Origin of the sequence: Duganella sp. (assembly GCF_039595735.1) — a bacterium.
GTDB lineage: Bacteria > Pseudomonadota > Gammaproteobacteria > Burkholderiales > Burkholderiaceae_D > Rugamonas.
Map to the genome: position 1 here is coordinate 185,289 of NZ_JBCNLB010000008.1, position 24,105 is coordinate 209,393.

Consider the following 24,105-nt stretch of genomic DNA (forward strand, 5'->3'; position numbering starts at 1 on the left):
GTTACTTTGCAATTTTCGCAAATGCGGTGAAATAGTCAGGGAAAGTCTTGTTCACGCACTTCGGATCGTTGATGCGCGTGACGGCGCCCTTGCGCAGCGCGCCGTCCAGCGATACCAGCGAGAAACACATGGCCATGCGGTGATCGTCATAAGTATCGATGGTAGCAGGTGCGATCGCCGCCGGCGGCGTCACCTTGATATAGTCCGGCCCCTCCTCCACCGTGGCGCCGACCTTGCGCAGCTCGGTGGCCATGGCGGCAATGCGGTCGGTTTCCTTGACGCGCCAGCTGGCGATATTGCGCAGCGTGCTGGTGCCGTCGGCGTACAGCGCGGCCACGGCGATGGTCATGGCGGCGTCCGGGATGTGGTTGAAATCAGCGTCGATGGCCTTCAGCGGGCCGTTGGCGCGCGCCTCGATCCAGTTGTCGCCCATGGTGATCTGCGCGCCCATCTGCTCCAGCGCGGCGGCAAAGCGCACGTCGCCCTGAATGCTGTTGTTGCCGACGCCTTCCACCCGCACCGGCCCGCCGCCGATGGCGCCGGCGGCCAGGAAATACGATGCCGAGGAGGCGTCGCCTTCCACGTGAATGGTGCCCGGCGACTGGTAGACCTGGCCGGGCTGGATGGTGAACGACTCCCAGCCATTCTGCTCGACCTTGACGCCGAAGCGGCGGATCAGATTCAGCGTGATTTCAATGTACGGCTTGGAGATCAATTCGCCAACGACGTCGATGGTGATGGCATGTTCTTTGGCCATCAGCGGCGCCACCATCAGCAGCGCGGTCAGGAACTGGCTGGACACATCGCCACGCACCGACAGGCGCTGGGTGGTGATCTTGCCCTGCTTGATGTGCAACGGCGGATAGCCTTGGTTGCCGGTGTATTCGACATTGGTGCCGGCGGCGTTGAGGGCGTCGACCAGATCACCGATCGGGCGCTCGTGCATGCGCGGCACGCCGTGCAGCGTGTAATCGCCGCCGATGACGGCCAGCGCGGCGGTCAGCGGGCGAATCGCGGTGCCGGCGTTGCCCATGAAGAGATCGGCCGACTTATTCGGCAGCACGCCGGCCACGCCGGTGACGTGGTGAATGGTGCCGGTGGCGGTTTTCTCTTCGGTCCACTCGACGCCGAGGGAGCGCAGCGCGGCCAGCATCACGGCCGTATCGTCGGAAGCCAGCAGATCGACGATGGCGACCTGTCCTTGCGACAGCGCCGACAGCAGCAGGATGCGGTTGGAGATGGACTTGGAGCCCGGCAGGCGCACCGCGCCCTCCACGTGAGGGACCGTTTGCAGGTCAAGATATTCATGAGTCATATTAATCCTTTACTCCGGGGTCAGGTCCGTCATTTCTACACGAGCACAGCCGTGCGTGGTTGAGCTCGTGTAGAAATGGCGGACCTGACCCCGGATTTAGTCTGCTTTATCTTGCGATGGCGGCGCTTCGGCCGTTTCGATCGCGGTTATCCATTGGTGGCGGGCCTGCTGGGCGTTGCGGTAGACCCGCTCCAGCGCGGCGCCGTCGCCGGCGGCCAGTTGCGCCCGCAGTGTGGTCAGCTGCGCCATGTAGGCGTCCAGTTCCGTCAACAGCGCCGATTGGTTGGCCAGGCTGATGTCGCGCCACATCTCCGGCGACGAACCGGCAATGCGGGTGAAATCGCGGAAGCCGCTGGCGGCGTACTGGAACAGCAAGTCGGCGTGCGGCTTCCTGGCGATATCGTCCACCAGCGCGTAGGCCAGCAGGTGCGGCAGGTGGCTGACCGCCGCGAACACTTTGTCGTGCTCCTCCGGCGTCAGGCGGTGGATGATGGCGTCGCAGGCGCGCCATGCTGCCGCCACGCGCTCTACGTCAGCCTCTGTATTCTCGGCCAGCGCGGTGATCACCACTTTTTTGCCGACATACAGATTGTCGATGGCCGCATCCGGCCCGTTGGTCTCGCGGCCCGCGATCGGATGGCCGGGCACAAACTGCGCCACTTTGCCGCCCAGCGCGCGCCGCGCCGCAGCCACCACGTCCGACTTGGTGCTGCCGGCGTCCGTGACCACCGTGCCGGCCTGCAGATGCGGCGCGATGGCGGCCAGAATCGCCTCGGTCTGCGCGACCGGAGCGGCCAGCAGAACGAGCTCCGCGCCGTGCAGCGCCTCAGCCAGCGACAGCGGAGCGCCAGTGGCCGCGCCCGCCGCCGAGGCGTGCGCGCCGGAGCTGGCGCTCACGCCGATCGCATCGACGATGCCCAGCTCCAGCGCACGCGCCATCGATGCGGCCGAGCGGCCGACTCCGACGATGCTGCGCACCGCGCCCGCCTTTTTCAGCGAGCGCGCGAACGAGCCGCCGATCAGGCCTACGCCAAAAATAACGACCTTGTTCAGCATTTACTCCGCCAATGCTTTCGCCAGCGCTGCGATGAAGACCGCATTTTCCTGCGGCAGGCCAATCGAAATACGCAGCCACTCCGGCAATCCATAATTGCCCACCGGGCGCACAATCACACCTTGCTTGAGCAGCGACAGGTTCACCCGCGCGCCCGCGCCGGCATCATTGCCCACTTTGACCAGCACGAAGTTGCCATACGAAGGCACATACTCCAGCCCCATCTGCTCAAACGCTTCGACAAACTGCTGATAGCCAGCCGCGTTATTGGCCGCGCTCTGCTTGAGGAATTCCTTGTCGTTGAGCGCCGCGATCGCCGCCGCCTGCGCCAGCGAATTCACATTGAACGGCTGACGGATACGGTTCATCAGATCCGTCAGCGCCGGCTGCGCAATCGCAAAGCCCACGCGCAGCCCCGCCAGACCATAGGCCTTCGAGAACGTGCGCGACACCAGCAGATTAGGATACTTCTTCACCCACTCTGCCGACTCAAACTGATCCGCCTCCGACAGGAACTCGTTGTAGGCCTCATCCAGCACGACAACGACGTGCGCCGGCACCTTGGCCACGAACGCCTCGATCTGCGCCGCCGGAATGAAGGTGCCAGTCGGGTTGTTCGGGTTGGCGATGAACACCAGACGCGTATCGTCGCGGATCGCCGCCAGCATGGCCGGCAGATCGTGGCCATGCGCCTTGGCCGGCACCACGATGTGCTGCGCGCCCACGCCCTGCGTCGCCAGCGCATACACCGCAAACGAATACTGCGAATACACGATCGACTGGCCGCGCTCCACAAACGCATGCGCGGCGATTTCCAGAATATCGTTGGAGCCATTGCCCAGCGTGATCCAGTCCGCCGGCACGTCATAGCGCTTCGACAGCGCGCCCTTCAGGTCAAAGCCGTTCGCATCCGGATAGCGCCCCAGCTCCGCCACCGCGGCGGCCATGGCCTGCTGCGCCGACGCCGGCACGCCGAACGGATTTTCATTCGACGCCAGCTTGACGATGGAAGCCTCGTCGAGGCCAAATTCACGCGCCACTTCCGAAATCGGTTTGCCAGCCTGGTAAGGGGCGATAGCACGGACGTACTCCGGGCCGTAGTTCTTGCTCATGTTATCTCTCTTCGAAATCAGGTCAGGCTGACCGGGTAAGAACCCAGCACCTTGAAGAATGCAGCATTGCCTTGCAGCTCATCGAGCGCCTTGGCGACGGCGGGGTCCTGCACATGGCCTTCCACGTCGACGTAGAAGTAGTATTCCCAGGTGCCGGTGCGCGCCGGACGCGACTCGAAGCGCGTCATCGACACATTGTGCGCGGCCAGCGAACCAAGCAGGCGATAAATCGACCCCGCCTTGTGCGGCGCCGCCAGCGCCAGCGAGGTGCGATCCTCGCCCGACGGGCCGGCCTGCAGCGAACCAATCACCGCGAAGCGCGTGCGGTTGTGCGGATCGTCCTGGATGTTGGCCTTGACCGTGCCCAGGCCATAGCGCACGCCGGCGCGCTCGCCGGCGATCGCGGCGATGCCATGGTCGTCGCGCGCCATGCGCGCCGCTTCCGCATTTGACGACACCGCGCGCCGTTCGATATCCGGATAGTTATTGTTCAACCAGATCTGGCACTGCGCCAGCGCCTGCGCATGCGCGCAGATGGCGGTGATGCCGTCCATATTGCCGGTTGCCGTCAGCAGGCTGTGACGCACGGCGATCGACACCTCGCCGCTGATGGTCAGCGGCGTATGCAGCAGCAGGTCCAGCGTGCGGCCGATGGCGCCCTCGGTCGAGTTCTCGACCGGCACCACGCCAAATTCCGCCGTGCCGGCCTCGGTGGCGCGGAACACCTCATCGATCGACGAGCAAGGCAGCACGTCGACGGCGGTGCCAAACTGCTGGTACACCGCCTGTTCGCTGTAGGTGCCGGCCGGGCCGAGGAAAGCCACCGTCACGCGCTTTTCCAGCGCGCGGCAGGCGGACATGATTTCGCGCCAGATGGTCTGCAGCTCGGCGTTGCCCATCGGGCCGGGATTGCGCTCGGCCACGCCGCGCAGCACCTGCGCCTCGCGCTCCGGACGGAACACCGGCGCGCCGGTTTCCGCCTTCACATGGCCGACTTCCTGCGCCACTTTCGCGCGCCGGTTCAGCAAATCCAGAATCTGCGCGTCGATCGAATCGATCTGCTCGCGCAAGGGTTTGAGTTTATCGTTCATTACAGGCCTGCGAATTCATTCAAGTAGTCTACGAGCGCTTGCACGCCCTCGATAGGCATCGCGTTATAGATCGATGCGCGCATACCGCCGACGGACTTGTGGCCCTTCAGTTGCAGCAGGCCGCGCGCTTTGGCGCCGGCCAGGAATGCTTCGTTCTTGCTTTCGTCCTTCAGGTAGAAGGGCACGTTCATGCGCGAGCGGTTAGCCGGCGCAACCCGGGTTTCGTAAAAATCGCTGGCGTCCAGCGCGTTGTACAGCAGCTCCGCCTTGGCGATGGCGCGGCGCTCCATCTCGGCCACGCCGCCCTGCTTTTTCAGCCACTGGAACACCAGGCCGGCGATGTAGATGCCGTAGGTCGGCGGCGTGTTGTACATCGACTCGTTGTCGGCCACCAGCTTGAAATCGAACGCCGATGGGCAGAACGGCAGCGCCTTGCCCAGCAGGTCGTCGCGGATGATGACGATGGTGACGCCGGCCGGGCCGATGTTCTTCTGCGCGCCGGCAAAGATCACGCCGTATTTCGACACGTCGATCTGGCGCGACAGGATGTGCGACGACATGTCCGCCACCAGCACCAGATCCTTGAAGCGCGGATCATGGAAGTCCGGCTGATATTCGACACCGCCGATGGTCTCGTTGGTGCACATGTGCAGATAGGCCGCGCCGGGCGTCAGCTGCCATTGCGCCTGCGGCGGCACGGCGATGTCGGACGAGGCGGCCACGTTCACGTTAGCGTATTTGCGGGCTTCCTTGATGGACTTGTCCGACCACGAACCGGTGTGGATGAAATCGATGGTTGCGCCTTCGGGCTTGTGGCCCAGCAGGTTCAACGGAATCAGGGCGTTCTGCGACAAACCGCCGCCCTGCATGAACAAAATCTTGTAATTGTCCGGCACTGCCAGCAGCTCGCGCAGATCGCGCTCGGCTGCCTTGTAAATCGATATGAATTCCGGTCCGCGGTGGCTCATCTCCATCACTGACATGCCGCTGCCATGCCAGTCCAGCATTTCGGCGGCGGCTTGCGCCAGCACTTCCTTCGGCAATACGGCGGGGCCGGCGGAAAAGTTATAGATGTGCGTCATTGCGGTCCTTAAGTGTGATTTATTTCTGTCCCTGCTGCAGCTTCTGTAGCATCGGGCCGAGACGGCGCTGAACGATCTGCTGGCCGATCTGCATGCCCTCGCCCATCAGCTGCGGCATCAGGTTCAGCATCTTGGCGCCCACCGGGGTGCGGTAGAAAGCGGTGATCTGCTTCAGTTCATCGGCGCTGAAATGGCGTGCGTACACCGGCACCGTTTCAGTCAGGATGTCATCCACCAGCGTCGGGTCATTCAGCACGCTCTGGATGGCGTTGATGGCGGCCGGCAGTTCGGCTTCCATCTTGGCCAGCGCCTTCTGCTTGTCGGCGTCGCTCAGCTTCGCGTTGTTCTTGATCGACGCCTCGGCGCCGGCGCGCATCGAGGCGCTCATGCCCTTGGCCATCTGCTGCATGGCGCCGACCATGACGGCGCGGTAATTCATCGAGTCGAACAGTTCCTTGGCGGCGGCGGTGGACGCGGCGTCGGCGGTTTGCGCGTACACGGCCGGTGTACCGATCAGGGCCAGCGAAGCGGCCAGGCAAGCTACGATCTTCTTCATTTCTTCTCCTTGAAATAATAACGGGGCCAGTTCTATTGTCGCGCAATAGTCGTGGCCCCGCTGACTCCTATACAGTGAGCTTTACTCCGTCGCTGAATCCGGGCCCGGTTCCAGCTCGACTTCGTCAATATCGGTCTCCACCACGCGCTGCAGGCCGGACAGCTTGGTGCCGTCTTCCACCGCGATCAGGGTCACGCCCTGGGTCGCGCGGCCCATCTCGCGGATCTCCGACACGCGGGTGCGGATCAGCACACCGCCAGTGGTGATCAGCATGATTTCGTCCGACGAATCCACCAGCGTGGCCGCCACCACCTTGCCGTTACGCTCGGAGGTCTGGATCGCGATCATGCCCTTGGTGCCGCGGCCGTGACGGGTGTACTCGATGATCGGGGTACGCTTGCCGAAACCATTCTCGGTGGCGGTCAGCACCGACTGCTGCTCATTCTCGGCCACCAGCAGCGCGATCACGCGCTGGCCTTCGTCCAGGTTCATGCCGCGCACGCCGCGGGCGTTACGGCCCATCGGGCGCACGTCGTTCTCGTCGAAGCGCACCGCCTTGCCGGCGTCGGAGAACAGCATCACATCGTGCTCGCCGTCGGTCAGCGCGGCGCCGATCAGGAAGTCGCCCTCGTCCAGATCGACCGCGATGATGCCGGCCTTGCGTGGATTGCTGAAGTCTTTCAGCGGCGTCTTCTTCACGGTGCCCAGGCTGGTGGACATGAACACGTAGTGGTCTTCAGGGAAGGTGCGGTTCTCGCCCGACAGCGGCAGGATGACCGTGATCTTCTCGTTGTCCGCCAGCGGGAACATGTTCACGATCGGCTTGCCGCGCGAGTTGCGCGAGCCTTGCGGCACTTCCCATACCTTCAGCCAGTACATGCGGCCGCGGTTGGAGAAGCACAGGATGTAATCGTGGGTGTTGGCGATGAACAGCTGGTCGATCCAGTCCTCGTCCTTGGTGGCCATGGCCTGCTTGCCGCGGCCGCCGCGCTTCTGCGCGCGGTATTCGCTGATCGGCTGCGCCTTCATGTAACCGGTGTGCGACAGGGTCACCACCATGTCCTGCGGCGTGATCAGGTCTTCGGTATTCAGGTCGCTGGCGTTGTGCTCGATGTTGGAGCGGCGCGGGTCCTTGGTGGTGTCGCCGAATTCGGCCACCATCGAGGTCATCTCGTCGGTGATGATGGTGGTCACGCGGGCCGGCTTGGCCAGGATGTCCAGCAGGTCGGCGATTTCCGCCATCACGTCCTTGTACTCGTTGACGATCTTGTCCTGTTCCAGCCCCGTCAGGCGCTGCAGGCGCATTTGCAGGATTTCCTGGGCCTGGTCGTCGGACAGCTTGTACAGGCCGTCGGCCTGCATGCCGTAGTGCTTCGGCAGGTGCTCCGGACGGAAGGCGTCGACGCTGTTCGGGTGCTCGCCCTCGCCGGTGCGGGCCAGCATCTCGCGCACCAGCGACGAATCCCAGGAACGCTCCATCAGGGCGGTCTTGGCCACCGGCGGCGTTGGCGCGGCCTTGATGATGGCGATGAATTCATCGATGTTGGCCAGTGCCACGGCCAGGCCTTCCAGCACGTGGCCGCGCTCGCGCGCCTTGCGCAGCTCGAACACGGTACGGCGCGTCACCACTTCGCGGCGGTGCGACAGGAAGCACTGCAGCATTTCCTTCAGGTTCAGCAGGCGCGGCTGGCCGTCGACCAGCGCCACCATGTTCATGCCGAAGGTGTCTTGCAGCTGGGTTTGCTTGTACAGGTTGTTCAGCACCACTTCCGGCACTTCGCCGCGTTTCAGCTCGATCACCACGCGCATGCCCGACTTGTCGGACTCGTCGCGGATGTCGGAAATGCCTTCCAGCTTCTTGTCGCGCACGTTTTCAGCAATGCGCTCCAGCAGCGATTTCTTGTTGACCTGGTACGGCAGCTCATCAACGATGATGGCGGTGCGGCCGCCATCCTTGCCGTATTCCTCGTAGTGGGTCTTGGCGCGCATCACCACGCGGCCGCGGCCGGTGCGGTAGCCGTCGCGCACGCCCGACACGCCGTAAATGGTGCCGCCGGTCGGGAAGTCCGGCGCCGGGATCAGTTCGATCAGTTCGTCGATCGAGCAGTCCGGGTTGTTCAGCACGTGCAGCGCGCCGGCAATCACCTCATGCAGATTGTGCGGCGGAATGTTGGTGGCCATGCCCACCGCGATGCCGGACGAACCGTTGATCAGCAGGTTGGGAATGCGGGTCGGCAGGACGGTCGGCTCTTTTTCCTTGCCGTCGTAGTTGGGCTGGAAGTCGACCGTGTCCTTGTCGATGTCGGCCAGCAGTTCGCTGGAAATCTTGTCGAGACGGCACTCGGTGTAACGCATGGCCGCCGCGCCGTCGCCGTCGACCGAGCCGAAGTTGCCCTGGCCGTCCACCAGCATGTAGCGCAGCGAGAAGTCCTGCGCCATGCGCACCAGCGTGTCGTAAATCGACGCGTCGCCGTGCGGGTGGTATTTACCCATGGTCTCGCCCACCACACGGGCGCATTTGACGTAAGGACGGTTCCACACGTTGTTCATTTCGTGCATCGAGTACAAGACGCGGCGGTGTACCGGCTTCAGGCCGTCACGCACGTCCGGCAAGGCACGGCCCACGATCACGCTCATGGCGTAATCGAGGTAGCTCTTGCGCATCTCTTCTTCGAGGGAAATCGGGATTGTTTCTTTTGCGAATTGATCCATTGGCCGGTCGTTTTACTGTGGTTTGTTTACGCCTCTCCCAGGAGACAGGCAAGCGTACGATTTTAGCATGGGCGCACGGCAACCAGCGGAAAACCGCAGCAGCCCAGCAGCCGCGCGGTGTAGCGGCGTGCCGCACCGAGTAACAAGTTGTAATATTCATGACACATTACTCAATTATTATCGACAATCACGTTGCAACAAAACAACATTTTGGTTGAACGCGGAATGGCGCCGTGTTGGCGCTATTTAAACGACTTTCATCGCTTGTGGCAAAATGGACGAGAAGTCAATTGCTTGAATCACAAGCGGAAAACGAGCCTGACGCCCCTGCGTGGTAGAATTCGCCCCACGCAAAGAACTACGTCGCGCAGTTTTCTGCAGATATCACCCCCGAAAGGAACAAAAATATGAAAAAACTGATTTCGATGTTGGCCATTTCGGCTGCATTCGCCGGCTCGGCTATCGCCCAGACCGCACCAACCGCGCCACCATACGCCCCCGTCACCCAGGACATCAAAGCTCCGACCCCGAAAAGCGCCTACGTGCAAGATGCACGCGGCGTGATCGCCCGTGACCCGTTCGGCCTGTGCTGGCGCACCGGCTACTGGACCCCGGCTGACGCCGTGCCAGGTTGCGATCTGCCGATCTGCGTTGAGCCAGAGAAGCTGGAAAACGGCAAGTGCGTGGCGCCGCCGCCACCACCGCCACCAGTGGCCCCGGCACCGGCACCAGCCCCTGCGCCAGCCCCAGCACCTGCGCCCGTGCCAACCGCACAAAAAGTGAGCTTCGCTGCTGACGCCTTCTTCGACTTCGACAAGGCCGTGCTGAAGCCAGAAGGCAAAGCCAAGCTGGACGACCTGACCTCGAAGCTGGGTTCGATCAACCTGGAAGTCATCATCGCCGTGGGCCACACCGACTCGGTGGGCACCGACGAGTACAACCAGAAGCTGTCGGTACGCCGCGCTGAAGCCGTCAAGGCCTACATCATCTCGAAAGGCGTTGAAGCCAACCGCGTGTACACCGAAGGCAAAGGCGAGAAACAACCTGTCGCGGACAACAAGACCGCCGAAGGCCGCGCCAAGAACCGTCGCGTAGAAATCGAAGTGGTCGGCACCAGCAAGTAAGCCGCCGCACTGACAGCGCCCGCGCCAGCGGGCCAGGATGCCGCCCTGCCATGCAGGGCGGCATTTTTTTTGCGGTAACTAGCTGTTCCGTATGGATAGACTTCACAGCTGAAAGCAAAAAAACAATGTTAGTTTGCGCGTGGCGCCCGGCCAACACGGCGCGCCACAAAACCAACTACATCAAGGGGTACATCATCATGACTTTCCGCACACTGTTTTTGGCCGCGACGCTGGCACTGTCCGCCCTGCCGGCATCGGCCGGCATCACCATCTACACCGACCAGGCCGCCTGGCAGGCGGCATTGTCGGGCCAGCAGGTCATCACCGAGGATTTCGAGGACAGCACGCTGATCGACGGCCTGGTGTTCGAGCCATCGTTGTCGCCCCCAAGCGTCCACGACGGCGCCATGTGGACCAGCGTGGCGACATGGGGCGGCAGCCTGACGTCCACCTGGTTCAATTTTGAGTCGCTGGGCACGCCGCTGGTGGGCTTTGGCGGCCATTTCGATTTGTCTGACCACCGTCCCGGCACCGGCCTGCAGATGTATCTGGTGTATGACCGCACGCTGGTCGGCGGCGGCATGCTGGATCTGGAAGTGCCGAACACCTACACCGGCCAGTTCTTCGGCTTTATTTCCACCCTGCCCTTCGAAGGCGTGCACATGACCACCGGCACCCAGACCGGCGAATGGATCGGCAAGGAAGGCGGCGACTATATCTACGGCGAGGCCTACCACATGAACAATCTGGTGATCGCCGTGCCCGAGCCCTCCGGCGGGCTGATGCTGCTGAGCGGCCTGCTTCTATTGGCGCTGACTGCCCGCAAGCTGCCGCCCTGCTTTAGAATAGCGGGATTGATCTCTTACCTGATTGCCCATGAACGCCGATCCATTAGAACTGCAAAAATTTTCCGAACTGGCGCACCGCTGGTGGGACCCGACCTCCGAATTCCGCCCGCTGCACGAAATTAATCCGCTGCGCCTGGAATGGATCAACGCCCGCGCGCCGCTGGCCGGCAAGCAGGTGATCGACATCGGCTGCGGCGGCGGCATCCTGTCGGAATCGATGGCGCGCAAGGGCGCCACCGTGACCGGCATCGACCTCGGTGAAAAAGCCCTGAAAGTGGCCGATCTGCACTCGCTGGAATCGGGCGTGCAGGTGCGCTACAGGCTGATCGCCGCCGAAGAGATGGCCGCCCAGGAAGCCGGCCTGTACGACGTGGTCACCTGCATGGAAATGCTGGAGCATGTGCCCGACCCGGCCGCCATCGTGCGCGCCGCCGCCGCCCTGGTGAAACCGGGCGGCCATGTGTTCTTCTCCACCCTGAACCGCAACCCGAAATCCTATCTGTTTGCCGTGATCGGCGCCGAGTACATCCTGCGCATGCTGCCCAAGGGCACGCACGACTACGAGAAATTCATCACCCCGGCCGAGCTGTCGCAGTTCATCCGCAGCGCCGGGCTGGAACTGCAAGGCTTCAAGGGCATGGGCTACAACCCGCTGACCAAGATTTACTCGCTGAACGACGACACCAGCGTCAACTACCTGGTGGCCGCGCGCCGCCCACTGGAAGGCTGAGCATGAGCATGCCTGCCGCCCCCCGCGCCATCCTGTTCGACCTGGACGGCACCCTGGCCGACACCGCGCCCGACCTGGCCGCCGCCGTCAACCTGCTGCGCACCGTGCGCGGGCTGGAGCCGACCGCCTACGACATCCTGCGGCCGACCGCCTCGGCCGGCGCGCGCGGCATGATCGGCGCCTCCTTCGGCCTCAAGCCGGACGACGAAGGCTACGCCGAACTGCGCGACGGCTTCTTCAGCAATTACGAAGCCGCCATGGCGGTGCACAGCGGCCTGTTCGACGGCATCCGCGACCTGCTGGCCGGAATCGAGGCGGCCGGCCTGCAATGGGGCATCGTCACCAACAAGCCCAAACGGTTTACCGACCCGCTGCTGCCGCAGATCGGCCTTGGCCACGCGGCCTGCGCCATTTCCGGCGACACCACGCCGCACGCCAAGCCGCACCCGGCGCCGCTGCTGGAAGCGGCCAGCCGCCTGCAACTGGCGCCGCAACAGTGCTGGTACGTGGGCGACGACCTGCGCGACATCCAGGCCGGCAAGGCGGCCGGCATGCTGACCATCGCCTGCGGCTGGGGCTATTGCGGCCCCACCGAGCCGCAGCAGTGGCAGGCCGATTATGTATTCCAGCAGCCGTCCGAGCTGCTGGCCTTGTTGAACCGGGTCACGGCCATCGATTTGGTTGCCTAACAGATCGCTGCCGCGATATTTGTTGCCGTATGGATAGAGTAAGCGTACTCTCGCAGGCTTACTCCACATTTCAGGTGCATTATGGATATCCCCGCGCAGGCCGCCCCATCCCCGCAGCCGCAGGCCGATGCAAGCCCACCCCGCCGCCCACGCGGCGGCGCCCCGCAAAGCTGGATGGTGCGCGTGGCCGATGCCAAGTATTACTGGTACGACCTGCTGGCCGACTTTGCCGACAAGCCGGATATCCGCGATCCCATCGGCCGCTACCTGCGCCGCATGGAATTCGAACTGGACGCCACCGCCGCCCAGCGCCACCTGTTCCTGGCCGTCACCCGGCCGCGGGTGCGCTTTGACATTGCCGGCGCGCTGCAGTGGGGCTATATCTCGCTCAAGCTGACCCTGCCGCTGCTGCTGGGCGCCGAGCGCCGCAAGGACAGCATTACGGTCGAGCTCACAGTGCCGCCCAAGGCTGCCCTGAAAAAACCGACCATCACCCTGACCGAGGCCTTCCTCACCCTCAACTGGGGCAACCTGGTGGAAGTGTTCTCGGTGCACGACCTGCTGCGCACCCACGCGCCGGCCCTCAACCTGCCCAGCCAGGTGGTGTACGTCGGCCAGACGCGCGACCCCGAAGGCCGGCTTGGCAAGGGCCGCCTGCCGGCCATGCAGCAGATGCGCGCCCAGTTCGGCGCCGAAGACGATACCCTGCTGCTGGTGCTGGGCACCAGCGTCGAGGTCCAGAGCGCCGCGCGGCCCGCCCCTCACCCGCTGGCCGCCGACGCCGTGCAGGCCGAGCGCGTGGACGTGATCGAGGCCGCCCTGATCCGCTATTTCGCCGGCAGCCAGCCGCCCGGCCACAGCAGCGGGGAACGCCGCCAGCGCAGCGAGCGCATCACGGCGGTTCAGCAGGACAAGCACCTGGTGCAATACACCATCGACCTGGCCCTGCCGGCCGATTGCGGCAGCTACAATCAGCTGGGTTCGGAGCTGGTCAGCGCCGCCCCGCGCCACCTGCTCAGCTGCTTCATTGCCGACGGCCAGGCCCAGGTTGCAAGCATGCCACTGCCAACCGTGCCGGAGGCAGGCAAAAGCTGACTAGTGTTACATTGAGTGATATTCTTTGCCCCAGGCGGTTGTTTCCGCATGGAAATACTACGCCGCAGGCACTATAATCACCATACGATGAGACACTTGGAGCGCGCAACATGAGCAATGACGACGACGATTACCCAGATCCGTCGCCGGAAGAGCTGGGCATCGGCGCGCTGTTTGAAGAAGCGCCCGAGCCCTTCCATGACCTGGTGGCGCCGCCGCCGGACGAAATGGAAGAGTTGCTGCCGCTGATGCCGCAACGCACCGCCGCGCCCCAGACCTGGGTGGTAACGGTGGCTGACGCCAAATTCCACTGGTACGACCTGATCGCCGGCTTCCCGGAAGTGCCGGACATCCGCGACCCGGTCGGCCGCCACCTGCGCCGCATGCAGTTCGACCTGGAAGCCACCAGCGAAAAGCGGCTGATTTATTTTGCCGTCAACCGCCCGCGCGTGCGTTTCGATCCCGCGCGCAGCACCAGCTGGGGCTTCTTCTCGCTCAAGCTGACCGTGCCGCTGCTGGTGGGGCCGGAGGAAAAGAAGGAAACGCTGACGCTGGAATTGACTGTGCCGTTTGCCGCCACCCTGAAAAAGCCCAGCGTGGTGCTGACCGACCGCTTCCTCACCCTCAACTGGGGCGGCCTGATCGAGGCGCTGTCGATCCACGACGTGCTGCAGCAATATGAGAACAACCTGAACTACAAGACCGAGGTGCAATACGTCGGCCAGACCAAGGACCCGCTGGGCCGGCTGGCGCGCGCGCGCCTGGTGCCGGTGCAGCGCGTGCACCAGAAGTTCAGCGAAGACCATGACATGCTGCTGCTGATCCAGCGCTTCAACGTGGAAGTGCTGTCGGATGACGGCGATCCGGCCGAGCTGGAAGTCAACCAGAACCCGGTGGCCGCCGACATGCTGCTCAAGGACCGCATCGACATCATCGAATGCGCCCTGATCCGCTACTTCGAAGGCCCGGAAATGCACGGCCGCAGCGACAAGGAGGCCGAGGTGCGCAAGCAGCGCCTGCGCGAGGCGCAGGCCATCAACCAGCTGCACAGCTTCCGCATCGACCTGCGGCTGGAAGACGCCGGCAAATACCACGAACTGTACTCGCGCCACGCCGGCGCCTCGCGCAGCCACATCATCGATTGCGAAATCGTCGACGGCGAGGTGCTGGTCACCCGCGTGCCGGACAAGATCGCCAAACCTTAAACCGCCGCCAGCGCCTGCGCCAGATCGGCCAACAGGTCGTCGCTGTGCTCGATGCCGATCGACAGCCGCACCGTATCGCCGGTGACGCCGGCCTTGGCCAGTTCCTCCTCGTTGAGCTGGCGGTGGGTGGTGGAGGCCGGGTGGCAGGCCAGCGACTTGGCGTCACCGATGTTGACCAGCCGGGTAAACAGCTTGAGCGCATCCTGGAAACGCGCCCCGCCCTCGACGCCGCCCTGCACGCCGAAGGTCAGCACGCCGGACGGCCGCCCGCCCAGGTATTTGCGCGCCAGCGCGTGGTCCTTGTGCTCTTCCAGCCCGGCGTAGTTGACCCACTTGACCTTGGCATGCTGCCCGAGGAACTGCGCCACCTTGCGCGTGTTGTCGACAATGCGCTCCATGCGCAGCGCCAGCGTTTCTATCCCCTGCAAAATCAGGAAGGCATTGAACGGCGACAGCGCCGCACCGGTATTACGCAACGGCACCACGCGCGCGCGGCCGATGTAGGCAGCCGCCCCCAGCGCCTCGGTGTAGACCACGCCGTGGTAAGACACGTCCGGCTCGTTCAGGCGCCGGAAGCGCTGCTTGTGCTGCTCCCACGGGAACTTGCCGGAATCGACAATCGCGCCGCCGATCGAATTGCCGTGACCGCCCAGGTACTTGGTCAGCGAATGCACCACGATGTCGGCGCCGTGCTCGAACGGCCGCAGCAGGTAAGGCGTGGCCACCGTGTTATCCACGATCAGCGGCACGCCATGCTGGTGGGCGATGGCGGCAATCGCCGCGATGTCGGTAATGTTGCCGAGCGGGTTGCCGATCGATTCGATGAACACCGCCTTGGTGCGCTCGTCGATCAGCGCGCCAAACGAGGCCGGGTCGCGCGCATCGGCAAAGCGGGTGCTGATGCCGAACTGCGGCAGCGTGTGCGCAAACAGGTTGTAGGTGCCGCCGTACAGGGTGGCGGCCGAGACAATGTTGTCGCCGGCTTCGGCGATGGTCTGGATGGCATAGGTGATGGCGGCCTGGCCGGACGCCAGCGCCAGCGCGCCGACACCGCCCTCCAGCGCGGCGATGCGCTCCTCCAGCACGTTCTGGGTCGGGTTCATGATGCGGGTGTAGATATTGCCCTGCACCTTCAGGTCGAACAGGTCGGCGCCGTGCTGGGTGTCGTCAAAGGCGTAAGCGACGGTCTGGTAAATCGGCACGGCCACCGCCCGCGTGGTCGGGTCCGGGCTGTAGCCGCCGTGGACGGCGATGGTTTCCAGTTTCATGCTGTCTCCTCAAGGTTGGTGCCTGAAAAGGTAGCGGGAAACCGCCGGCGCGGCCACGAATGATTCCAAAAAAGCAAATGCGCAATCCAGATAAGGTATGCTGTCACAAACCGGCGGACTGGCCCGTCTAAGTGTCATGATGACCGATACCCCTACTTTTACCGCGCTGCGACCGCGCCTGTTCTCGATCGCCTACCGCATGCTGGGCACCCGCGCCGACGCCGAAGATGTGGTGCAGGACGCCTGGCTGCGCTGGCATGGCAGCGCGCAGGGCAGCGTGCAATCGCCGGAAGCCTGGCTGGTGACCATCACCACCCGGCTGGCCATCGACCGCCTGCGTGCCCGTGCCGCCGAGCGCGCATCCTACGTCGGCTGGTGGCTGCCCGAACCCATCGTCGAGCTGGACGAAAACACGCCGGAAAGCCGGGCCGAAATGGCTGGCGAGGTGTCGATGGCGTTCCTGTGGGTGCTGGAGCGGCTGTCGCCGGAAGAGCGTGCGGCGTTCCTGATGCGGCAGGTGTTCGAGCATGACTACGCCGACATCGCCAGCATCCTCGGCAAAAGCGAGGCGGCCTGCCGGCAAATGGTGCACCGGGCGCAGGAGCGGGTGCAGCAGCAAAAACCGCGTTTTGACGTGGCACGCGAGCAGCACCAGGCGCTGCTGGGCCGCTTCATCGCCGCCGCGCAGGTGGGCGACCGCAGCGCCATGAAAACCATGCTGGCCGACGACGTGCAGCTGGTGGCCGACGGCGGCGGCAAGGTCAACTCCTACCTGCACATCCTGCACGGCGCGGGGCGGGTGGCGGGCTCGTTCTGGTCGCTGGAACACAAATTCCCGCAGCAGGTGGTGTACCGCCAGGCCCGCGTCAACGGCGCGCCAGGGCTGGTGCGCTACGTCAACGGCCAGCTGGAATCGGCACAATCGTTCGTCATCGAAGGCGCGCGCATCGTCGCCGTCTTCATCGTCCGCAATCCGGATAAACTGACGGGCGTGCCGCAAACTATTTTCTGAAAGCTGTCACAACCGGCGCGGGTGGTCCGTCTTACAGGGTATGGAGGGCGCAATCGTGCGCTTTCCGCTGACACTGAAAGGCATCATCATGACCCAAGCTGCCCGTATCCCCTTCTTCCAACTTGCGCCAGCCAACCTGCAGGCCATGATCGCGCTGTCCGCCTCCGTCAAGAAAAGCTCGCTGGGCGTGCGGCTGGTGGAACTGATCAATTTGCGCGTCTCGCAGATCAACGGCTGCGGCGTGTGCGTCGACATGCACTGGCGCGACCTGATCAAGCAAGGCGCCGATCCGCGCCACCTGAATGCCGTGGCCGGCTGGCGCGAGGCGCCCTTCTTCAGCGCGCTGGAGCGCGCGGCGCTGAACTGGGCGGAAGCCGTCAACGCCCTGCCTCACAAGCATCCGAGCGATGAGGATTTCGCCCAGCTGAAAGAGCACTTCACCGACAATGAAATCGCTGAAATGAGCTACGCGATCGCCGTGATCCGCGGTTGGAACGTCATCAACGCCAGCCTGCACAACCAGATCCCGGAAGTGCCGCCGCCAGGTTTCTAAGTCATTCCGATAAACCAAGCCCCCGGCGCTGACGCGCCGGGGAGCGAATAGGCGTCACAAATATGATCGAGTTGCCCGGCTAACTCATTTGAGCTATCTGATGTAGCAAAGGAGCCGCGCATGGGCACTCGGATCCATGCCAAAAATTGGAAGGCGTATTGGCCGACGCGTTTCGAGCGCCGCGTAGCGTAGGCTGGCTCTATGGTTTCCAAGCGCAGATAGCGCCGAACGGTGTTTCGTGAGATGCCTAAACGCCTGGCGATCTCTCTTGTTGATACCCCGGTATCGTTGAGCAGGGCTGACATTGGCAAGATGGCGCCAGGAGATACGTAACTGTAAACAAAAGAAAACGCCGTCACTTGGACGGCGTTGGATGCTACTAGAGTATTTTGTGGTGGAGACGGCGGGAGTCTCCAGTCTCCACCATCGGCACACATAAGCTATTGATTTCTCAAGGCTGCCCACTCCGACCAGGCCACACTTTGCACCCCGTTTGGGGTGCGGACTAGGGGTATTCTAGCACCAACCAAACCTGACGCCGGGTGGGGTTCCTCTGACATATAGGGAACCAAACCGCAGTTCCCACCTACTCTACGCACGAAGCGATGGCGAGCATTTCCCCGGTGAAATACTCATCGAAAGGTACGGGTTTTGTACAGAAACGCGCTGCCTTTTTTGCAATACTTATTGAAAGGTCCGGGTTTTGTATGGACAACGTAGATCCAGATCGTCCTACTTGATGGCGGATTCAGCCACCAAGCTCACTACCTGGGCGGTGAGGCGCAGGCATAGGGCCGCCGGCCAAAGCCGAGATTCGCGAGATCGAGGAGAGGCTGGTCATTGCAGAGCCATCTACCATCGCCGGCGCTGACTCCACCAAGCTGATGAGCTGCCCGTCGGCCACCGTATACCCATCCCGGACGAGTTGTGCCAGTCGCACTACCGGATCATACCGCGCGCTGAGACAGCCGGCGGCGGACGAAACCTCAAGCTGCACGATGCGGGAGGGCAATGAGATTGGAGGCGGCGTTTTCCCGCTGGTCGTCAAGTAGGGCGCCCTGGTGGTCTGGCTGAAAGGTCTAAACGCGGCGAGCGCGACCGCTGGATGCCGCACGTGGAAAATACCCTGACCGTGATCGAAGCTTATCTGGCGCACATTTCGAACGAGCCGTACCTTGCCGCCCAAGCGACGGGAGATGAATTGCTAGAGCAGCTTGTGACGTTTTAGGCTGCCGCCGACGACGCAGTTGCAGACGGGGGTAGTGGCGCACCTGGTACCCAAGTTTTGCTCTCCTTACCGTCACTACCAACCGACGTCACCCATTGTCCTTGATATGGCGTTTCCACCCGGACATGAGGGTAGCCCACAAAATCTGAAGGATTTCTCGTTAGTATGATGCGGCCTGTCACCGCTGCTGTCGCGCCGATTATCGCGTCAGGAAGACGCTTGTGGCCATATCCCTTACCAGTAGCGGCGTTCTGGTTGAACGCGGAGGCAAGCTTGATGATGGTTTCGTTGGTATGAATAACGGCAATGTCGGGATCGCCTGATAGCATGCCGTCGAACATAACCAGGTCGGAAGGTGTGCATCCCGAGGCGACCTCCATGTAATTGATGGCACTCATGGCAATATCATCATTGTTGTAGATAACCTCCAATGCCTCGGGTGCTCCACCAAGTGCATCAACCCAAATATTCGTGTCGATCAGGTATTTCGGGTCCATGAAGCTCGCATTTTGTCCTGATACTCAACTCCGTCAATCGGGCCACCTTCGCGATCTTTCCACAAGCCAGCAATCAAGTTGACTGCTTTGCGTCGACGTTCTCGCTTTTGCTCTTTGATCTGCGCGGCAACGGCCGACTCAATCTCAGCTTGAGCGTTTTGAATCTTTTCGCTGTGTTCTAGCAAGTATTGTGCAATCAATGCGTCGCTCGCCTGGGCGCTGAGACTCCAAGCGCGATTAAGCGAGGCTTCATATTCGGAACCCGCAGAGTATGCCGCTGCAGTTGCACAGGAGAGTTTCGACGGCGGAAGCGCGCCAACTGCCATCTCGTTAAGGTTAAGACAGTAGTTCGGCAGGGTTTGGGCAACGCCACCAATGTTGTAAGTCACAGTTGTCTGCCGCAATTGCTCCAACAGACGCCTGAGTTCGCGGCCGCCGGCGATACTTTCTATGTTGTTGGGCTGGGCCATGCCGGCCTCCGTCTAATATTGTGGTTGCATAGCCTACACGATACCACTTCCCCGCAGAATATGCACAGTAGCGGTCAAATTTCAAGCACTCGATCGGATTATGGCTAATTACGCTACCATTCCGCGCGTTGCTCCAATTGATAGGCCAGGCCATCCACCGGCCCGCCCTCGCGATGTTTGTTCAAGCCCATAAGGTTGCGTAGACCCTGGCGCCGTGCGGCGCGCTGGGCTTCGGTCAAGACGATCGCCGGCGCGGAGCGGCGAGCCTCAAGCTCGGCGTCAGTCGCCCTCTGCTGCTCAGTCAGCATCGTGCCGCATTGTTGACAAAAGTAGCCGGTGACGCTCCCTGCGGCGTGCACGCCGCCGGCGTGGGTGTAATACAGCGCCTTGCTCTCATGGACGACATTAGCGCCGCCGCAGGCAGGACAATTCATGATACCCCCTCCATTAACCGCGACGTGATACGGTGCACGACGCGTGACAGTTTAGCCGGATACATCTGCGCGAAAGCATTACGACCGCCGCGCAACATGATTTTCAAATTCTATCCCTAGTTGTTCAAGCCTATGCCATGCCGGTGGTCTTTTTTTTCTAGGACTTCCACTTTCTGCCAGGGCCGCGCCAGGAGACCGCCAGACCGGGTCGGCATCGCCCTGTTGCTTAGGCCTACCATTTTTGCATCGTCCCGATCTGCCCGCCGGGCAGGTTTTGCCAGCCGCGCGCGTCCGCCGACGGATGCGTCGCTCGGTGAGTATTGTCATCGCGAACTCTAATATGTCTCCACGCCATTCTTATTGATCCCCCACCCAATCCAACTGCACGCTACTAATTGAACTGGTGACATTTCGTGTATTTTTCAGATGAGCAAGATGTTATGCTCTGAGGTTACGGACTAACGAGGCACAAAGCGGCCCTCAAATTTCCAAAGAGAAAATTATATGGCTGACATATAAAATCCGCGCAAATCGGCATTTAAATAAAAGGAAAACAATGGCACTTCTCGATCATTTACTGAAATACGTTCGAACGGGCACAGCTGAAGGAGATAAATCCTTACTTGGCAATCTCTTTATTACGCCCTCTCAATTTGATCAACTGTGTGCAATTGAACCTGGAGGCATGCGAATTCTTGTTGGAAATAAAGGGATTGGAAAAAGTGCGATTGTTGAATGGATCGCTGCAGTATCCAAGAAAGATAATTTGCCATGCCTTCTTATTCGCCCCGACAATATTGTAGGGAAAGATTTTCCAACAGCACAGGACATTGGAACGCTAAAAGCTCATTACTATGGTATTTTGGTAAAAACCATTGCTGCAAGAATTGGGTCTCAGCTGAAAGGATTCTTAAAGGGGGATGCCGCCAAGCTATATAAAGAAGCTAAAGATCAAGGCTTAACCGAGGCGGACCTTGTTGAAAAATCACTTGAATTATTTAGCGCCATATCATCACCTGTACATAAAATTGACGGCGTAAAATTAGCAAAAGATCTTGCTGGTGTAAATTCTCCCAACTCGCTTATCGCAGCAATTAATTCACAGCTACTAAATGGTGCCGGTGTATTTTATTTACTTATTGATGACACCGATCAATTGGCTGCACCAGATCAAAGTGCACATCTCAATAGGATTTGGGCGTTATTACTGGCTGTTCGTCGCCTGGTAGGTGAATGCACCGATGTGCGAGCGATAGTTACTCTGCGCTCAACTGTATGGGAGCGAATGTCAAGTGAAAGTGTTGGGCAACGCGACCAGACGGACCATTTAAGGGGCTTAGTGGTTAGCTTGAAAGCTAACGACACCTTAATGGAAAGTATTATCCGCCGGCGCTTGGAGATGGCTGCTAAAGACGCTGGAAAGGGAATAAAGGATCCATACACGATATTTTTCAGTGGCACACATGTGAATTTACCGTCTAGTACTGAAGTGCGGCCTTGGGATGGATTTATCATTAAATCAGCGAGGGAGCGGCCTCGTGACGCTATACAATTCATCAAAAATATGATCGATTCCGCCACAAATTCAACAAAACCTATTGGTGCCGATGAGGCAGACAAAGGAATGAAAGTCTATTCTAAAGAACGTGTTGATGATGTTGTCAATGAATTTTCTCTAGATTGCAGCAATATTCGCGATATAATAAATTCATTTATTGATACTGATTTTGAAATGGATTTTGAAGCACTAAGGACGCATTTACAAACAATCCCTAGTCGCTCATCGACGTCCATTCGAGGAGAAACCATAAAGCCGGAAACAAATGAGGGAGCAATAAAAATTTTATCGCTCTTACATGAGTGTGGCTTTATTAATGCACGTGTCTTAGATAATCGAAAACCAAAAGGTTTTGATCATATACTTTTCCAAGATGATCCAAATTTCGTCCGCTTGGATAATTGGAATAACTTGCAGTCAGCGCACTGGGAGATTCATCCTGCATTCAGAACTTACCTAATGGGACTGAAGCAGTCTCAGGCGGCTAAGAAATTGATACTCTCCGGTCGTTAGCTTAGCCTTCTAACGGCGACAGACGGCTTACGGGAAAGCCGTCTGCCATGACCGGTCTCACTGCCAACTGTCATACGCTATGGTGAGCGAAGAGGTCAGATGGTGGCAATGATGAAATTATCATCTCACTCCTTCGACGCACCTACTCAAAGCCGCCTTGACTGAGCCTGGTAGCCGATCGGTTGCACGGCGGCGCTGCTACGGTCAGCAGGTGAGATTACCACTCCGAGCGCACCTTCTTCTGATACTCAACGCCGTCGATTGAACCGCCGTCGCGGTCCTTCCAGAGGCCGGCGATCAGGCTGACAGCCTGTCGGTGCTTCACGAGCTTCGCGTAACGCGCGCCCTGCTCCGTGTCGAGCACCATGCCGACGCAGGCAGGGCAGAAGTCGCCAGTGACTGCCTCGATGGTGCTGGTGGCTCCATTTCGGCTGAAAGGAACATCCCGCGTGTCGTGGACAAGTTCAGCGTTGCCGCAGGTCGGGCATTTCATGGTCGCGGCTCCTATACGGTCTTGAGTGCTGGCGCGTCTGAAGTAGCTCAATGAATACCGCAGCAAACTTGTATTGGCGAGCGCTTAGTCGCAGGCAGTCAGCAGCTACCGAGCTGCTCGCCGCCAGCAGTGGCGCCGAGTAATAGCGCCGCCACGAAGAAGGGAGGTTAAATTGGCCATTTCGCTGAAAAATCAATAGCTTGGCAATTATTCTGCTGGAATAATTGCTTCTATTTAGCGATCTGAGCGACGCCTGACGGAGTTTGCGCCGGCAGCACCAGAGGCGCCGTGTGGCTGGGAGGTTAAATTTGTAATTTTTGTTACAAATCAATTACTTAGCAATTATTCAAGTTGAATAATTACTGCCGTTTTGCGATCTGAGCGGCGCTTGGCGGCGTTTACGCCGGCGGCGCCAGAGCCGCCGCACGGCGGGGAAGTTAAATTGGCTATTCCCGTTAAAAATCATACGCTTGGCGATTATTCCCGGGGAATAATCCGTTCACTTTCCGGCATGCTGCGCTCCTAGAGGTGTTTGCGCCGCTGGTTGCGCTGACGGCAGCGCAACCAGCTCAAGTCAGCTCAACGACGTCATCATCAACCAAATGATCGTCGTCCTGCGCCTGGCACAGCAGCTCCTCGCTCGGAAGAGCTGCACCACCGTCTTGCTCGCCCTGCTGGAGCCGAAGTTGCTCGACGTCCTCTGCAGTCAGCTCCGTGATGACCAGCTCCGGCAGCTCGTCCAGGGAGTTGTCGCGCTTCTCAAGCTGGAGGCTGTGGCGCACCATGTCGGACGTGTTCTTGAGGACCGTGGACTGAGCCGCCAGCGCGCGCATGACGAGGGCCGCCTCCTTCAAGTTCGTTGGCGAAGCCAGGTGGCGCGAGGCGTCCAGCGCCAGCTGGCGAAGGTGCGCCGCGTGGGCGAGGTCATCGGCGATGAACCGAGCAGCCTGCTCTTGGATCGCGTCATTCGAAGTCACGAGGCTCAGGAGGCGTTTTTTTGCTTCATCCCTCAGTTCACCCTTCGCCTCGCCTTTGACGGTGCCAGCGGCGCTAAAAATGCGTTGCAAGGAACGTTCGCTGATGCCGGTCTCTTGGCTGATGGCAAGAACAGTCCAGCCTGCGGCTCGCATCGCGAGCGCACGGCTGGTCTGTTCGGGACTGTGGGACTTTCCTGGCATTCGTTTCCTTCCTGGTTGTTGGGTGTATCAGAGTCGTCTGTTTAATGTCTTTTGTAAGACACAGTATTAGTTATTAGGATTTCGCCTTTGGAGGTGGCTTCGCCCAGGTCCAAGAAGGCCTGTAAAGCCGCATACACACTGCGCCTCAGCGCTTTCACCGCCCCCTCCGTGCCAATATAACTTGAGACACCTACCCGATTAATTTAGAGTACAGCGGTAGGTCCCCAATATGCACAACCGAAAGCATCAAATTAGCACTCCAGCAGCCCATCAAGACAGCCTCAACGC

General features: G+C 60.8%; 22 protein-coding genes and 1 pseudogene. 9 read left to right on the forward strand and 14 right to left on the reverse strand.

Annotated features, from left to right (window positions below):
- Window position 1 precedes the first annotated feature (1 nt).
- The 7 genes from aroA to gyrA form a co-directional block, all read right to left on the reverse strand.
- On the reverse strand, window positions 2-1,315 hold the full coding sequence (gene aroA, locus ABDW57_RS16285; RefSeq protein ID WP_343731220.1) for a 3-phosphoshikimate 1-carboxyvinyltransferase: 1,314 nt from the start codon (window positions 1,313-1,315) through the stop codon (window positions 2-4).
- Between the two features lie 96 nt (window positions 1,316-1,411).
- Window positions 1,412-2,371: a prephenate dehydrogenase/arogenate dehydrogenase family protein gene (locus ABDW57_RS16290; RefSeq protein WP_343731221.1), complete on the reverse strand. Its 960-nt coding sequence runs from the start codon at window positions 2,369-2,371 to the stop codon at window positions 1,412-1,414.
- Complete coding sequence (hisC, locus tag ABDW57_RS16295) at window positions 2,372-3,481, reverse strand: histidinol-phosphate transaminase (protein ID WP_343731222.1); 1,110 nt, start codon at window positions 3,479-3,481, stop codon at window positions 2,372-2,374.
- A gap of 17 nt (window positions 3,482-3,498) precedes the next feature.
- Window positions 3,499-4,572, reverse strand: a complete 1,074-nt coding sequence (gene pheA / locus ABDW57_RS16300; RefSeq protein ID WP_343731223.1) for a prephenate dehydratase — start codon at window positions 4,570-4,572, stop codon at window positions 3,499-3,501.
- Window positions 4,572-5,654 carry a 3-phosphoserine/phosphohydroxythreonine transaminase gene (serC, locus tag ABDW57_RS16305; RefSeq protein ID WP_343731224.1) on the reverse strand — a complete coding sequence of 361 codons (1,083 nt, stop codon included), beginning with the start codon at window positions 5,652-5,654 and terminating at the stop codon, window positions 4,572-4,574. The genes pheA and serC overlap by 1 nt, the downstream gene beginning before the upstream one ends.
- Window positions 5,655-5,673: 19 nt before the next feature.
- Window positions 5,674-6,210, reverse strand: a complete 537-nt coding sequence (locus tag ABDW57_RS16310) for a DUF2059 domain-containing protein (RefSeq protein WP_343731225.1) — start codon at window positions 6,208-6,210, stop codon at window positions 5,674-5,676.
- 81 nt (window positions 6,211-6,291) lie between these two features.
- A complete protein-coding gene (gene gyrA, locus ABDW57_RS16315; protein ID WP_343731226.1) occupies window positions 6,292-8,922 on the reverse strand; it encodes a DNA gyrase subunit A in 2,631 nt (876 codons plus the stop codon).
- A 407-nt stretch (window positions 8,923-9,329) separates the two neighbouring features.
- On the opposite strand from gyrA, the gene ompA reads away from it, so the two are divergent.
- From ompA to ABDW57_RS16345, 6 genes are all read left to right on the forward strand, one after another.
- Complete coding sequence (gene ompA, locus ABDW57_RS16320; protein ID WP_343731227.1) at window positions 9,330-10,046, forward strand: outer membrane protein OmpA; 717 nt, start codon at window positions 9,330-9,332, stop codon at window positions 10,044-10,046.
- Window positions 10,047-10,171: 125 nt separating this feature from the next.
- The gene (locus tag ABDW57_RS16325; RefSeq protein ID WP_343731228.1) at window positions 10,172-11,017 is read left to right on the forward strand and encodes a hypothetical protein; all 846 of its coding nucleotides are present in this window, start codon (window positions 10,172-10,174) and stop codon (window positions 11,015-11,017) included.
- A complete protein-coding gene (gene ubiG, locus ABDW57_RS16330) occupies window positions 10,923-11,624 on the forward strand; it encodes a bifunctional 2-polyprenyl-6-hydroxyphenol methylase/3-demethylubiquinol 3-O-methyltransferase UbiG (RefSeq protein WP_343731229.1) in 702 nt (233 codons plus the stop codon). Before ABDW57_RS16325 ends, ubiG begins: the two co-directional genes overlap by 95 nt.
- A gap of 8 nt (window positions 11,625-11,632) precedes the next feature.
- Complete coding sequence (locus tag ABDW57_RS16335; RefSeq protein ID WP_343731230.1) at window positions 11,633-12,313, forward strand: HAD-IA family hydrolase; 681 nt, start codon at window positions 11,633-11,635, stop codon at window positions 12,311-12,313.
- A gap of 81 nt (window positions 12,314-12,394) precedes the next feature.
- A complete protein-coding gene (locus ABDW57_RS16340; protein ID WP_343731231.1) occupies window positions 12,395-13,408 on the forward strand; it encodes a hypothetical protein in 1,014 nt (337 codons plus the stop codon).
- A 110-nt stretch (window positions 13,409-13,518) separates the two neighbouring features.
- Window positions 13,519-14,613 (forward strand): hypothetical protein, encoded by a 1,095-nt coding sequence (locus tag ABDW57_RS16345; protein WP_343731232.1) that lies wholly within the window; start codon window positions 13,519-13,521, stop codon window positions 14,611-14,613.
- Here the strand turns inward: ABDW57_RS16345 and ABDW57_RS16350 are convergent.
- Window positions 14,610-15,881: an aminotransferase class I/II-fold pyridoxal phosphate-dependent enzyme gene (locus tag ABDW57_RS16350; RefSeq protein ID WP_343731233.1), complete on the reverse strand. Its 1,272-nt coding sequence runs from the start codon at window positions 15,879-15,881 to the stop codon at window positions 14,610-14,612. The genes ABDW57_RS16345 and ABDW57_RS16350 overlap by 4 nt on opposite strands.
- Window positions 15,882-16,020: 139 nt before the next feature.
- Between ABDW57_RS16350 and ABDW57_RS16355 the strand changes: the two genes are divergently transcribed.
- Together ABDW57_RS16355 and ABDW57_RS16360 are read left to right on the forward strand one after the other, a co-directional pair.
- On the forward strand, window positions 16,021-16,893 hold the full coding sequence (locus ABDW57_RS16355; protein WP_343731245.1) for an RNA polymerase sigma-70 factor: 873 nt from the start codon (window positions 16,021-16,023) through the stop codon (window positions 16,891-16,893).
- A gap of 88 nt (window positions 16,894-16,981) precedes the next feature.
- Entirely contained in the window at window positions 16,982-17,446 is a 465-nt protein-coding gene (locus ABDW57_RS16360; RefSeq protein ID WP_343731246.1) for a carboxymuconolactone decarboxylase family protein, read from the forward strand.
- A 128-nt stretch (window positions 17,447-17,574) separates the two neighbouring features.
- On the opposite strand, the pseudogene ABDW57_RS16365 reads toward ABDW57_RS16360, so the two are convergent.
- The 4 genes and pseudogenes from ABDW57_RS16365 to ABDW57_RS16380 all read right to left on the reverse strand — a co-directional run.
- Window positions 17,575-17,751: pseudogene (locus ABDW57_RS16365) on the reverse strand (helix-turn-helix domain-containing protein); the annotation flags it as partial.
- A gap of 919 nt (window positions 17,752-18,670) precedes the next feature.
- Window positions 18,671-19,171 carry a PIN domain-containing protein gene (locus ABDW57_RS16370; protein ID WP_343731234.1) on the reverse strand — a complete coding sequence of 167 codons (501 nt, stop codon included), beginning with the start codon at window positions 19,169-19,171 and terminating at the stop codon, window positions 18,671-18,673.
- Complete coding sequence (locus ABDW57_RS16375) at window positions 19,153-19,641, reverse strand: hypothetical protein (RefSeq protein WP_343731235.1); 489 nt, start codon at window positions 19,639-19,641, stop codon at window positions 19,153-19,155. Before ABDW57_RS16375 ends, ABDW57_RS16370 begins: the two co-directional genes overlap by 19 nt.
- A gap of 113 nt (window positions 19,642-19,754) precedes the next feature.
- Window positions 19,755-20,075 (reverse strand): type II toxin-antitoxin system MqsA family antitoxin, encoded by a 321-nt coding sequence (locus tag ABDW57_RS16380; RefSeq protein WP_343731236.1) that lies wholly within the window; start codon window positions 20,073-20,075, stop codon window positions 19,755-19,757.
- Window positions 20,076-20,631: 556 nt separating this feature from the next.
- Between ABDW57_RS16380 and ABDW57_RS16385 the strand changes: the two genes are divergently transcribed.
- Complete coding sequence (locus tag ABDW57_RS16385; RefSeq protein WP_343731237.1) at window positions 20,632-22,146, forward strand: hypothetical protein; 1,515 nt, start codon at window positions 20,632-20,634, stop codon at window positions 22,144-22,146.
- 217 nt (window positions 22,147-22,363) lie between these two features.
- Here ABDW57_RS16385 and ABDW57_RS16390 read toward each other — a convergent pair whose 3' ends face one another.
- Together ABDW57_RS16390 and ABDW57_RS16395 are read right to left on the reverse strand one after the other, a co-directional pair.
- Entirely contained in the window at window positions 22,364-22,639 is a 276-nt protein-coding gene (locus tag ABDW57_RS16390) for a type II toxin-antitoxin system MqsA family antitoxin (protein ID WP_343731238.1), read from the reverse strand.
- Between the two features lie 569 nt (window positions 22,640-23,208).
- Window positions 23,209-23,817, reverse strand: a complete 609-nt coding sequence (locus tag ABDW57_RS16395) for a hypothetical protein (RefSeq protein WP_343731239.1) — start codon at window positions 23,815-23,817, stop codon at window positions 23,209-23,211.
- Window positions 23,818-24,105 lie beyond the last annotated feature (288 nt).